This window comes from Paraburkholderia sp. UCT31 (assembly GCF_014397655.1).
In the GTDB taxonomy this organism is placed as follows: Bacteria; Pseudomonadota; Gammaproteobacteria; order Burkholderiales; family Burkholderiaceae; genus Paraburkholderia; species Paraburkholderia tuberum.
The window spans coordinates 157583-170183 of record NZ_VZQP01000002.1; the positions used below are offsets into that span (position 1 = coordinate 157583).

Sequence of the window (12601 nt, forward strand, 5' to 3'; positions counted from 1 at the left end):
TTATGTTTATCTACATCATCAAACGTCTGCTGCTGATGATCCCGACGCTGATCGGCGTCGTTACGCTGACTTTCTTCGTGACGCAGTTCGTGCCGGGCGGCCCGGTCGAACAGATGATGACGCAGTTGCGTCACGGCCAGCAGCGCGGCGGCGAAGGCGGAGGCGGCGGCAGCGCGTATCACGGCAGCCAGGGCGTCGATCCGCAGCAGATCGAGCAGATCAAGAAGCAGTTCGGCTTCGACAAACCGCCGCTGACGCGCTATCTGAAGATGCTGAGGGACTACGCGCGTTTCGATCTCGGCCAGTCCTACTATCACCATCAGAGCGTGTGGGCGGTGATCCGCTCGAAACTGCCCGTGTCGATCACGCTCGGGTTATGGACGGTCGTGCTGACCTACATCGTGTCGGTGCCGCTCGGGATTGCGAAAGCGGTGCGCAATGGCTCGCGCTTCGATACCGCCACCAGCGTGATGGTGCTGACCGGCTACGCGATTCCGGGCTTCGTGTTCGGCGTGCTGCTGCTGATGCTGTTTGGCGGCGGCACGTTCTGGCAGGTCTTCCCGATGCGCGGCCTCACGTCCGATAACTTCGACGAACTCAGCGCGTTCGGCAAGGTGCTCGATTATCTATGGCACATCGTGTTGCCGGTGACGGCGTCGGTGGTTGGCAACTTCGCGATCGTCACGATCCTGACCAAGAATACGTTTCTCGAAGAGATTGGTCGTCAATACGTGCTGACCGCGCGGGCGAAAGGCGCGCCCAAGCGTGACGTGCTGTGGAAGCACGTATTGCGCAACGCCGCGATTCCGCTGCTGACCGGGTTGCCCGCCGCGTTTATCGGCGCCTTCCTGAACGGCAACCTGCTGATCGAAACGCTGTTTTCGCTCGACGGCATGGGCCAACTGTCTTATGACTCGGTGATCCGCCGCGACTATCCGGTCGTGCTGGGTTCGCTGTTCCTGTTCACGCTGATTGGTCTCGTGACCAAACTTATTGCTGACGTCTGCTATGTCCTCGTCGACCCCCGCATCCAGTTCAACAGCCTGGACCGATAAGCTGCCGCCCGGCGCGTTGCCGGTGTCCGTGTCGCCTGGGCGACGCGTATGGCAGCGTTTCCGCCGGCAGAAGCTCGGTTACTGGAGCCTGATCGTGTTCGCGACGCTGTTCGTGCTGAGCCTGCTCGGCGAAGTGCTCGCGAATGACCGGCCGCTGATGGTCCGTTACGACGGCCATGACTATTTTCCGATCGTGAAGGACTATCCGGAAACGATGTTCGGCGGCGATTTTCCGACCCGCGCGAACTATCTCGATCCGTTTATCCGCAAGCAGTTGACGGAGAAAGGCAACTTCGCGATCTACCCGCCGAATCACTACCACTACGACACGATCGATTACTTCGCGACGCGGCCGTTTCCGGCGTCGCCGTCCGCGACCAACTGGCTCGGCACCGATCAATACGGCCGCGACGTGCTGTCGCGATTGCTGTACGGCTTCAGGCTGTCGGTGTTGATGGCGCTTGCGCTGACGGTGTCGGGTATCGTGCTGGGCGTGCTCGCGGGTGCGTTGCAAGGCTTTTACGGCGGCCGCACCGACCTGATCGGGCAGCGCCTGATCGAAGTATGGAGTTCGATGCCGGACCTGTATCTGCTGATCATCTTCGCGTCGATCTTCGAGCCGAGTTTGTGGCTGCTGTTTATCCTGCTGTCGATGTTCGGCTGGCTGGTGTTGTCCGACTATGTGCGCGCCGAATTCCTGCGCAACCGTTCGCTCGATTACGTTCGCGCCGCGCGCACGATGGGTTTGAGCAACTGGCAGATCATCTGGCGTCATCTGCTGCCGAACAGCATGACGCCGGTGATCACCTTCCTGCCGTTCCGGATGAGCGCCGCGATTCTGTCGCTGACGAGTCTGGACTTTCTGGGGCTGGGTGTCGCACCGCCCACGCCGAGCCTGGGCGAACTGCTTCAGGAAGGCAAGAACAACCTCGACGCATGGTGGATTTCGGTATCTGCGTTTGCCGCGCTGGTGATCACGTTGTTGCTGCTGACGTTCATGGGCGACGCGTTGCGCAATGCGCTCGACGCCCGTTCACGCGGGTCGGCGTTCGGCGGGAGGAAGTGATGGGCGACGCGACGTTGCACAAGCCTTTGCTGGAAATCGACACGTTCTCGATCCGTTTCGGCGACAAGGTCGCGGTTCGCGAACTGAATCTGACGATCGGGCGCGGCGAGCGGGTTGCGCTGGTCGGCGAATCCGGTTCGGGCAAGAGCGTCACGGCGCTGTCGATCCTGCGCCTCGTCGAACATGCGCAGACCAGCGGCCAGATCCGTCTCGACGGCGTCGATCTATTACAGAAAACCGAGCAGCAGATGCGCGGGATTCGCGGCGCCGACGTCGCAATGGTGTTTCAGGAGCCGATGACCGCGCTCAATCCGCTGTTCACGATCGGTCAGCAGATCGCCGAAAGCCTGCGTTTGCACGAGGGTTTGTGGTCGAACGCGGCGCGCGCCCGCGGCATCGAACTGCTGCGCCGTACCGGCATTCCCGAGCCGGAACGGCGGATCGACAGCTACCCGCATCAACTATCCGGTGGACAACGCCAGCGCGCGATGATCGCGATGGCGCTCGCGTGCCGTCCGCGCCTGCTGCTCGCCGACGAACCCACTACCGCGCTCGACGTCACCGTGCGTCAGCAGATCGTCGATCTGCTGATCGAGTTGCAGGAACAGGAAGCCGCCGATCGCGGCATGGCGGTGCTGCTGATCACGCACGACCTGAATCTCGTGCGCCGCTTCGCCCAACGCGTGGCGGTAATGGAAAAGGGTGTGCTGGTCGAAACCAATACGACCCAGGCGCTGTTCGCAGCGCCGCAGCATCCTTACACGCAGCGCTTGCTCGACAGCGAACCGCATCGCGAGATCGAGCCGATCGAACCGCACGCGCGTCGGGTGCTCGAGGTGCAAGGCCTCGCGGTCGATTACCGGACGGCCGCGAAAGGCTGGCGCTCGCTGTTCAGCGGTTCGACGTTTCGCGCAGTGCACGAGGTCGATCTGACGCTGCGTCGCGGTGAGACGCTCGGCGTGGTCGGCGAATCGGGCTCCGGAAAATCGACGCTGGCGGCGACGCTGCTCGGTCTGCAACGGCCCGCCGCCGGTCATATCCATATCGACGGCGCGCCGTTGTCGGCTTTGCGTGGCGCGAACTCGCGCCGCGCGTTGTACTCGCGGATGCAGGTGGTGTTTCAGGACCCGTTCGGGTCGCTATCGCCGCGCATGACGGTCGAGCAGATCGTCGGGGAATGGATCGAGGTGCACCGGCCGGAAATCGACGCGCGCACGCGCCGCGCGCGGGTGGGGACGATGCTCGAAGAAGTGGGCATGCCGCAAGAATCGATGCTGCGCTATCCGCACGAGTTTTCCGGCGGGCAGCGGCAGCGCATAGCGATCGCGCGTGCGTTGGCGGTCGAACCGGAAGTGCTGATTCTCGACGAACCGACCAGCGCGCTCGATGTGTCGATCCAGCAACAGGTGCTTAAGTTGTTGGCGGGCTTGCAGAAGAAGTACCGGTTAAGCTATCTATTGATCACCCATGATCTGGCGGTGATGCGTGCGATGGCGCATCGCGTGATCGTGATGACGAACGGCCGCGTGGTCGAGGCGGGAGACACGCTCGATGTGCTGCATGCGCCGTCACATCCTTATACGCAGTCGTTGCTCGCCGCGTCGATGATCGCGCCGGAGCACGACGAACCCGAGGTGCTGCAATGAGTGAATCGCGCTGGACGCAGGCCGCCCGTGCGTTGAAGAGCAATGCGGCGTTCTGGTCCTTACGGATTGTCGATGAGCAGATCGACGACCACGAAGTGCGCAACGACGTCGCGCAGCCGCTGCGCACGCAGCGCGAACGCGGCGCCATGCTGACCGCGTGGGCCGGCGCGGGCGCGGGCTATGCGGCGAGCACGGATCTGTCCATCGCGGGCTTGCAGGCTGCGCTCGATATCGCGACGCAACGTGCGCTGGCGAGCGCCGGCGCATCGCTTATCGACCATCGCGCGGTGTCGCGCGAAGCGCTCAGCGGCGCGTATGTCTCGCCCAATGCCGACCAGCCGCTGCCGACGCGCGGCGAATGGCTCGCGCGTCTCGCGCACGAATGCGCCGCCGCGAAAATCGACGACCGGATCGTCGAGCGCACGGCATCCGTGCAGATCACGCGCACCGAACAGGTTTATCTGACCAGCGACGGCGCGCGAATCGACCAGCGCTTTTGCCTCGTGATGCCGGAAATGAGCGTCGCGGCGCACGCGAACGGCGACACGCAGGTGCGCACGCTCGGCGGCAATTACGGCACGCTCGCGCAAGGCGGCGTCGAAGTGCTGGACCGCTACGCGTTCGACGGCGCAGGCGTGCGGCTCGCCACCGACGCGCTGACCTTGCTGGCCGCGCCGAACTGTCCGGCTGGTCCGCGCGACCTGCTGCTGATGCCCGATCAGATGATGTTGCAGATTCACGAATCGATCGGGCATCCGCTCGAACTCGACCGGATTCTCGGCGACGAACGCAACTTCGCCGGATGGAGTTTCGTGAAGCCGGAGATGTTCGGCACTTACCGTTACGGCTCGGAACTGCTCAACGTGACATTCGATCCGTCGTTGCGCGAAGAAGCCGCGTCGTACGCATTCGACGACGACGGCACTGAAGCGCGCAAACAGTATCTGATTCGCGATGGCGTGCTCGAACGTCCGCTCGGTGGCGCGCTGTCGCAACAGCGCGCAAAGATGGCGGGCGTCGCGAATTCGCGTGCGTCGAGCTGGAATCGCGCGCCGATCGACCGGATGGCGAACCTGAATATCGAACCGGGAACCAGCACGCTGGGCGAAATGATTTCCGGCATCGAACACGGCATCCTGATGCGCACCAATACGTCGTGGTCGATCGACGATCACCGCAACAAGTTTCAATTCGGCTGCGAGTTCGGCCAGTTGATCGAAAACGGCAAGCTCACGCAAATCGTCAAGCAACCGAATTATCGCGGCATATCCGCGAATTTCTGGCGCAGTCTGAGCGCGGTCGGCAATGCCGGCACGCGCGAAGTGTTCGGCACGTCGATGTGCGGCAAAGGCGAACCGGTGCAACTGGTGCGCGTCGGCCATGCGTCGCCGCCGTGCGTGTTCACGCATGTCGATGTATTCGGAGGCGCGCGATGACTACAACCCATGCAGTCAATGCATCGAGCGGCTTCGATTTCGCCTCGAACGCGCAGTCGCCGGATTGGCACGCGCATTTCGCGCTGCTCGCCGATGCGATCGACACGTTGCTCAGCGGCGACGAAGTGGCGTTGACGCGGCTGTCGGCGGAGCAATCCGACTTTATCCGCTTCAACGGTGGCAAGGTTCGGCAGATCGGCCAGGTGTCGCAAGGCAAACTGACCGTCCGCCTGATCGACGGCGCCAGGCAGGCGTATTCGAGCTTCACGGTATGCGGCGATCCGGCGACGGACCTGCGCGATATCGCCGATGCGCTGAATACGTTGCGCGACGGCTTGCGCGATGCGCCCGACGACCCGCATCTGTTGTACGACGCCACCCAATGGACCCAATCGACGCGCCGCAGCGGCAAGCTGCCCGCGCCCGACGCACTGTTGCGGATCGCCACCGAAAGCGCGCGCGGACTCGATTTCGTCGGCTTCCATGCAGGTGGCTCGATGGTGCGCGGCTTCGCGTCGTCGCACGGCAGTCGCGGCTGGTACGAAGTCAGCAACTTCAGCTTTAGCTGGTCGTTGTACGACCCGAGCGGCCGTGCGATCAAAAGCACGTACACCGGCGACCACTGGGACGACAGCGTGTTCGCCGCGAAGGTAGAACAGGCCGCCGCACTTTTGCCGGTGCTTGGACACACGCCGCGCGCGTTGTCGCCGGGGCGGTATCGCACGTATTTCGCGCCGGCGGCGATGCTGGAACTGCTCGGCACGGCGTCGTGGGGCGGGTTTTCCGCGCGCGCGAACGCCACCGCGCGCAGTCCGTTTTACCGGCTGCACAGCGGCGAAGTCGCGCTCGATCCGCGCGTGTCGATGACCGAAGACCTGAGCCTGAATATCACGCCGCGCTTCAACGAAGACGGTTATCAGCGCGACAGCGTGCCGTTGATTCACGACGGCCGCAACGCCGGGCAACTGACCAACGCCCGTAGCGCGCGCGAATACGGATTGACGCCGAACGGCGCGCTCGCCAGCGAAACGCCCGAGTCGCTGGCGATGGCTGGCGGCGATCTCGACGCCGCCGATATCCTTGCCGCACTCGATACCGGGCTGTATGTCGGCAATCTCTGGTACGTGAATTTTTCTGACCGGATGAATTGCCGGTTGACCGGCATGACGCGTTTCGCGACGTTCTGGGTCGAACGCGGCCAGATCGTCGCGCCGGTCGACGCGATGCGTTTCGACGACAGCCTGTACCGTTTGCTGTCGAGCGAACTCGAACGTCTCGACGCCCAGCCGGAACTGCTGCTGAACGATGGAACGGAGGGCGAGCGGCAGACCGGCGGCTGGAAACTACCCGGCTTGCTGGCACGCTCGTTCGAACTGACGCTGTGAGTGAGTTTCCGATGACAGACCGAACGCCATAACAATGACAGAACCAAAGACAATATTTGAGAGCACGACACGGTTCGGGGCCGAACCGGTCGAGATGAGCATCAGGCCGCTGCATCCTGACGACGCCGCGCAATTCCACGCGCTGCGTTCATGCCCCGGTGTGATGCGCCAGAACCCGATGCGTCCGTATCCGACCTTGCAGCAGGCTCAAGGCTGGCTCGCGAAGCTCGCGGCGCCGTCGATGGCGATTGCAGCGCTGGTGGGCGATACGCTGGTCGGCGCGGCCGATCTGCATCCGGGCGCGCTGCGTCGCGCGCATAGCGGCTGGCTGGGTATCAGCGTGCACGACGACTGGCAGGGCAAGGGCGTCGGCACGCGGCTGATGGCCGAACTGATCGATGCCGCCGACAACTGGTACGGGCTGCGCCGTCTCGAGCTGAACGTGTTCGCCGACAACCATCGCGCGATTGCGCTGTATCGCAAGTTCGGTTTTTCGCACGAAGCGACCCTTCGCGGCGCCGTGCTGCGCGACGGCATGCTGATCGACTCGGTGTTCATGGGCCGCTTACGCGCGCCGATGGGTCATCTGCAAGCGGAAATCGAGGCGGCCGTATGAACGTCTCGTTGAAACCCGACACGGCGCATGTGATTATCCGCGCCCGCGAAGTGTCCGACCTCGACGCGATCACTTCGTTGATGAACTGCCCCGGCGCGCGGCATGGCACGTTGCAGACGCCGTATCGCTCGAACGCGACGGTCGGGAGCTGGCTCGAAAAAATGCCCGCGAACACGCTCGGACTGTGCGCGGAGGCGGGCGGTCGCGTGGTCGGGATGATCGACGTGTTGCCGCGCATGCACCGGATGGCGCATTGCGCGGGAATCGGTCTCTGCGTGCATGACGATTACGTCGGGCGTGGCGTCGGCACGGCGCTGCTCGCGGCGGCCGTCGAGTGCGCGGATACGCTGCTCGGCCTGCGTCGGCTGGAGTTGACCGTGTTCGTCGACAACCACCGCGCGATCGCTCTGTACCAGCGCTTCGGTTTCGTCGAGGAAGGACGCTCGCCAGCGTTCGCGATGCGCGACGGCAAGCTGGTCGATGCATTCCATATGGCCCGTTTCGCCGATGCGCCGGTGTTCGCTTCGCCGGTCGCGCCCGCACCGAACCCACACGCGTGAGCATGCCTTGGCCGCCTTTTTTATCGACCGACCGGTGTTTGCGTGGATTCTGGCGCTTGCGGTAATCATCGCGGGCGCGCTCGCGTTGACGCAACTGCCGGTCGCGCAATATCCGCGACTCGCGCCGCCGCGAATCGTGATCGACGCTGTCTATCCGGGTGCATCGACGGAAGCCGTGGATGCGAACGTTGGCAGCATCATCGAAGAAAGTCTCGACGGTGCCGACGGGATGCTTTACTACGAAACCGCCAGCGACGGCCTCGGCAACCTTGAAATCGCGGCGACCTTCGCGCCCGGCACCAACCCCGATATCGCGATGATGGACGTGCAGAACCGGCTCAAGCAGGTCGAGCCGCGTTTGCCGCAACAGGTGGTGCAGCAGGGTATCAGCGTTTTCAAGGCCGCCAACACGTTCCTGATGCTGGTCGCGCTGACATCCACCGACGGCACGCGCGATTCCGCGCAACTGAGCGACATCCTCAGCCGCGACATCATGCGCGAACTGAAGCGCGCGCCGGGCGTCGGTTCCGCGCAACTGTGGGACGCCGACGAAGCGTTGCGCGTCTGGCTCGATCCGATGAAGCTGCGCGAATTCGGCCTCGCCGCGTCCGACGTCAACGCCGCGATTGCCGCGCAAAACGCGAGCGTCGCGGCAGGCACACTCGGCGACGCGCCGCTGATGGACGGCCAGCAGCTGAGCGCGTCGGTGAACGTCAAAGGGCAGTTGCTGTCGCCGGAGGAATTCGGCCAGGTCGTGCTGAAAGCGCACCCCGACGGCTCGGCAGTGCGGCTTGCCGACGTCGCGCGGGTCGAAATCGGCCGCGACAACTATACGTTCTGGTCGCGCCTGAACGGCAAGCCGTCGGCGACGGTCGGGATTCAACTCGGGCCGCGCGGCAACGCGCTCGAAACATCGGACGCGATTCGGGCGCGGCTCGCGGAACTGGCGAGCCGTTTGCCGCCGGGCGTCGCGGTTCAGGTGCCGTTCGATAGCGCGCGCTTCGTCAACGTTGCGATTCGCGAAGTGCTGATCACGCTGGCCGAGGCGATCTTGCTGGTGTTTCTCGTGATGTGGCTGTTCCTGCGCGATCTGCGCTACGCGCTGGTGCCGACAGTGGTGATTCCGGTCACGCTGATGGGTGCGTTTGTCACGATGTACGCATTCGGCTTGTCGATCAACGTGTTCACGATGTTCGGCCTCGTGCTGGCGATCGGCATTCTGGTCGACGACGCGATCGTGGTGGTCGAGAGCGTGCATCGCGTGATGGACGAAGAGGGCATGGCGCCGCGCGACGCGACATTGAAAGCGATGAAACAGATCGGCGGTGCGATCGTCGGCGTGACGGCGGTGCTGACCGCCGTGTTCGTGCCGATGGCGTTCTTTCCTGGCGGCGTCGGTGGGATTTACCGGCAATTCGCGGTCGCGATGATTGCGTCGATGCTGGTGTCGTCTTTCATGGCGCTTTCGTTGACGCCCGCGTTGTGCGCGAACCTGCTGAGCGCGCCTGCGCAATCGGTCCGTCAGCGTGACGCGCGACGCGGTTTGCGTGGCGTTGCCGCCCGCCTCTCGACGCGTTTCGAACAGGGCTTTGATCGCGCGTCGCGCGCCTACCGGGCCATGACGGCCGCCGCGATGCGCAGGGTCGGGCCGCTGCTCGCGGTGTATGCCGTCTTGCTGCTGCTGTGCGGCGCGTTGTACTGGCGGATGCCGGGCGGCTTCCTGCCCGTCGAAGACCAGGGCCAGCTGCAGGTGATGATCCAGTTGCCGGCCGGCGCGACGCAGGCGCGCACGCTCGCCGTCGTCGAAAAGACCGAGTCGATTTTGCGCATGCAAACGGCGGTGGCGAACGTGACAAGCGTGATCGGCTGGAGTTTCGAGGGCAACGGACAGAACGTAGCGATGTCATTCGTCACGCTGAAAGACTGGGGCCAGCGCGGCGTTGATGCGATGACGCTGCGCGACACGTTGAACCGGTCGTTCAGCCGGATTCTCGACGGCAACGTGCAGGCGCAATTGCCGCCGTCGGTGCCGGGCGTGGGGCATTCGGACGGCTTCACGTTCCGGCTCGAAGATCGCGGCGGCTTGGGCCGCGACGCGTTGAAGGCCGCCCGCGACCAGCTTGCCGAGCGCGCGAAGGCCGATCCGTCGCTGGCGTCGATTCATTTCGAGGATCTGCCCGACGCGCCGCGTATCGAACTCGACGTGGACCGCGCGAAGGCGTACGCGCTCGGCCTATCGTTCGACCGGATTGCGGACGTGCTCGGCAGCACCTTCGGCTCGTACTACGTCGACGATTTTCCGGCGGGTGGCCGGATGCGCCGCGTCCTGGTGGCGGGCGATGCGTCGACGCGGATGACGGAAACCGATCTGCTGGCGTTGTCGGTGCCGAACCAGTCGGGCGCGATGGTGCCGCTGTCGTCGGTTGCGACGCGCCGCTGGACCATCGGGCCAGTCGCATTGACGCGCTACAACGGCTATCCGTCGCTCGATCTGAACGGCCGTGCGGCGAGCGGTGTCAGTTCGGGGGCGGCGATGGAGGCGATGGAGCGGCTCGCGGCGAGCTTGCCTGCGGGCATCGCGTTCGACTGGGTCGATGCGGCGCGCGAAGAACGCGCGGCGGCGCGGCTGACGCCGTTGCTGCTCGGACTGTCGCTGCTGGCGGTGTTCATGGCGCTGGCCGCGCTATACGAAAGCTGGACGATTCCGCTCGCGGTGTTGATGGTCGTACCGCTTGGCGTAGTCGGCGCCATTGCGGCGATGCTGATGCGCGGCATGCCGAACGACGTCTACTTCAAGGTTGGGATGATCACAGTGATCGGCTTGTCCGCGAAAAACGCGATTCTGATCGTGCAATTCGCGCGCGACCTGAGCCTACGCGGCGTGCCGCTGACGCGCGCGGTGATACGCGCGGCGGGCGCGCGATTTCGCCCGATCGTGATGACGTCGTCGGCGTTCCTGCTGGGCGTCGTGCCGCTGGTGCTGGCGAGCGGCGGCGGTGCGGAAAGCCGCCGGTCGATCGGTACGGGCGTGTTCGGCGGCGTCGTGACGGCGACCTTGCTCGGGCTGGTGTTTGCGCCGGTCGCGTTTCAGGCGGTGGCGGTGGTCGCACAGCAAGGGCCGCGCGGCGCGCTGCGGCGCTTGCATGGCTATCGGCGTCAGTCGCGCGAGTTGATTCGCGATGTCAGCACATGATCGGCTCACGCGCCGTCGATCTTCAGATACGCACGCGCGAGGCCTTCGTTTTCGAAGCCGAGCCGCTCGAGGGCGGCTCGATGAATGAAGTCCCGGCCAGTTGCTCCGATTCGCGGTAGTCCCGCATCTTATCGCGTGCGCGAGCGGGGAGTGTGCAACTTGCCGTTGCGATGTTTCGTAGCGCGTGCGACGCATCGCGCCGCGCGAATGTGCCGCTTGCTCGATCGCACTCGATATGTATTTCGCGCCAACATTTGACGTTGTGTCAGCGATCCGATATAGTCTTTTTCTCTGACGCGGGGTGGAGCAGTCTGGCAGCTCGTCGGGCTCATAACCCGAAGGTCGTAGGTTCAAATCCTACCCCCGCAACCAAAGCATTGTTGAAAGCCCGCATCGCGCAAGCCATGCGGGCTTTTTGACTTTCGGCGCTACGTTTTGCTTGTGGCGCTCGCTGCGTATGCTGTGCGCGCGTAAATAGATGCAACACGATTCGCGCGGGATCGAGGCCTCGAGCCCATCGTCACTCTCCTCCAATCGCCCACTGCACCGCCGCCTCGTCATGCAACGCGGCGGTATCGAAGCCGGGCAGCACTGAATCTTCCGGCTCGTGTTCGATGCGAAGATCGTGAGATCGGCGCCGCTGCGTTCGAGTTGGCGCGCGGCGTCGGCCATCTGTTCGCCGAGCGCGAGTCAGTATCCGAATCTTCGTTGACCGGTGTGACGCAAGAATCATCCATCGCCCATATCCGATCTCTAAGCCGACGGTTAGCGTGGTCGTCCCAACGACCAGGAGTAGGTTTCAGATGTCATATGAACAGGATTCAGACAGCGTGCGCGTGGTGCTGAGCGCCCCGCAACTGTCGGCCGTACTGGCTCGCCAGTCGATTAGCCCGACCGAAATGCTTTCCAACCGTCTGTGGGGCGGTTTGCAGGTTGTCGGCGGGGTGCTTGAAATGGCCGGAGCGGCAGCGCTGTGCGTGTTGCCCGAACCGACGATGGCAAGCAAGGCCGGGTGTGTAGTGTTCGGGGCGCATGGTTCGGACACGGCCGCGGCGGGCCTGCGTCAGGTCTGGACAGGGCGCGATACCGCCACCTTGACTCAGCAGGGCACGGCGAAGCTGGCAGAGGCGATGCGGGTCAGCCCTGACATGGCAGACCAGATCGGCCTGTCTATCGAGATGGCCGTGCCGTTCGGCTTTGCTGGCTCGATCAAGGCAGCACGTGCGGCCAGCGTTACGATGGGCCGGATCCATCTGCAAATGCACGAGGGAAAGCGCTCAATCCAAGGCTCGGAGGGCACACGCTCCAGAAGCATGTTGGTAAGAACGAAGCATGGCTCAGGGCGCGGCTGAAACGTGAACCAAAGCGAAAAATCGTATCCTCCTTTATAACCCTTGAGCATGCCGAACGCGCCATTTCGGAAACGGTGCAGGCCAATGCCGTAAGAATCAGGACGTGGGTGCAGTCCCCAACTCGAAACGCAAAGATCACAGTCACCAAAGTCGTCTCTGGCGACATCGGCTATGGAGTGACGCGGGTTACTGGCGAACTTACGCGAATGAACAACGTCATCGTCACGCTGAAATACGAAACCTACAACGGCATGCCTTATTACATCCTCACCGCCTACCTTGAATGAGAGAG

Annotated in this window: 8 protein-coding genes, 1 tRNA gene and 2 pseudogenes; 10 read left to right on the forward strand and 1 reads right to left on the reverse strand. The window is 63.8% G+C overall.

Annotation, left to right across the window (positions count from 1 at the left end; all coding sequences use genetic code 11):
* The first annotated feature begins 2 nt into the window (after positions 1–2).
* The 9 genes from F6X40_RS01965 (at position 3) to F6X40_RS02005 (ending at position 11329) form a co-directional block, all read left to right on the forward strand.
* The gene (locus F6X40_RS01965) at positions 3–1055 is read left to right on the forward strand and encodes a microcin C ABC transporter permease YejB (protein WP_090800838.1); all 1053 of its coding nucleotides are present in this window, start codon (positions 3–5) and stop codon (positions 1053–1055) included.
* Positions 1009–2121 carry an ABC transporter permease gene (locus F6X40_RS01970; protein ID WP_090800836.1) on the forward strand — a complete coding sequence of 371 codons (1113 nt, stop codon included), beginning with the start codon at positions 1009–1011 and terminating at the stop codon, positions 2119–2121. Before F6X40_RS01965 ends, F6X40_RS01970 begins: the two co-directional genes overlap by 47 nt.
* Positions 2121–3767, forward strand: a complete 1647-nt coding sequence (locus F6X40_RS01975) for an ABC transporter ATP-binding protein (RefSeq protein WP_187626650.1) — start codon at positions 2121–2123, stop codon at positions 3765–3767. The genes F6X40_RS01970 and F6X40_RS01975 overlap by 1 nt, the downstream gene beginning before the upstream one ends.
* The gene (locus F6X40_RS01980; protein WP_187626651.1) at positions 3764–5203 is read left to right on the forward strand and encodes a TldD/PmbA family protein; all 1440 of its coding nucleotides are present in this window, start codon (positions 3764–3766) and stop codon (positions 5201–5203) included. Before F6X40_RS01975 ends, F6X40_RS01980 begins: the two co-directional genes overlap by 4 nt.
* Positions 5200–6588 (forward strand): TldD/PmbA family protein, encoded by a 1389-nt coding sequence (locus tag F6X40_RS01985; protein WP_262421338.1) that lies wholly within the window; start codon positions 5200–5202, stop codon positions 6586–6588. The genes F6X40_RS01980 and F6X40_RS01985 overlap by 4 nt, the downstream gene beginning before the upstream one ends.
* A 94-nt stretch (positions 6589–6682) precedes the next feature.
* Complete coding sequence (locus F6X40_RS01990) at positions 6683–7204, forward strand: GNAT family N-acetyltransferase (RefSeq protein ID WP_262421339.1); 522 nt, start codon at positions 6683–6685, stop codon at positions 7202–7204.
* Positions 7201–7764, forward strand: coding sequence for a GNAT family N-acetyltransferase (locus tag F6X40_RS01995; RefSeq protein ID WP_187626653.1), 564 nt, complete (start codon positions 7201–7203; stop codon positions 7762–7764). The genes F6X40_RS01990 and F6X40_RS01995 overlap by 4 nt, the downstream gene beginning before the upstream one ends.
* Before the next feature lie 7 nt (positions 7765–7771).
* Positions 7772–10957 carry a multidrug efflux RND transporter permease subunit gene (locus F6X40_RS02000; RefSeq protein WP_187626654.1) on the forward strand — a complete coding sequence of 1062 codons (3186 nt, stop codon included), beginning with the start codon at positions 7772–7774 and terminating at the stop codon, positions 10955–10957.
* Positions 10958–11252: 295 nt separating this feature from the next.
* Positions 11253–11329, forward strand: a tRNA-Met gene (locus F6X40_RS02005).
* Between the two features lie 222 nt (positions 11330–11551).
* Here the strand turns inward: F6X40_RS02005 and F6X40_RS43430 are convergent.
* Positions 11552–11644 (reverse strand): annotated as a pseudogene (locus F6X40_RS43430) (aspartate racemase); the annotation flags it as partial.
* A gap of 116 nt (positions 11645–11760) precedes the next feature.
* Here F6X40_RS43430 and F6X40_RS02010 point away from each other — a divergent pair.
* A pseudogene (locus F6X40_RS02010) lies at positions 11761–12596 on the forward strand (RNase A-like domain-containing protein).
* The last annotated feature ends 5 nt before the right edge of the window (positions 12597–12601 follow it).

Bases quoted from the DNA above. Each gene is read 5' to 3' on its own strand.
- F6X40_RS01965 (WP_090800838.1), top strand. From the start codon at position 3: ATGTTTATCTACATCATCAAACGTCTGCTGCTGATGATCCCGACGCTG.
- F6X40_RS01970 (WP_090800836.1), top strand. From the start codon at position 1,009: ATGTCCTCGTCGACCCCCGCATCCAGTTCAACAGCCTGGACCGATAAG.
- F6X40_RS01975 (WP_187626650.1), top strand. From the start codon at position 2,121: ATGGGCGACGCGACGTTGCACAAGCCTTTGCTGGAAATCGACACGTTC.
- F6X40_RS01980 (WP_187626651.1), top strand. From the start codon at position 3,764: ATGAGTGAATCGCGCTGGACGCAGGCCGCCCGTGCGTTGAAGAGCAAT.
- F6X40_RS01985 (WP_262421338.1), top strand. From the start codon at position 5,200: ATGACTACAACCCATGCAGTCAATGCATCGAGCGGCTTCGATTTCGCC.
- F6X40_RS01990 (WP_262421339.1), top strand. From the start codon at position 6,683: ATGAGCATCAGGCCGCTGCATCCTGACGACGCCGCGCAATTCCACGCG.
- F6X40_RS01995 (WP_187626653.1), top strand. From the start codon at position 7,201: ATGAACGTCTCGTTGAAACCCGACACGGCGCATGTGATTATCCGCGCC.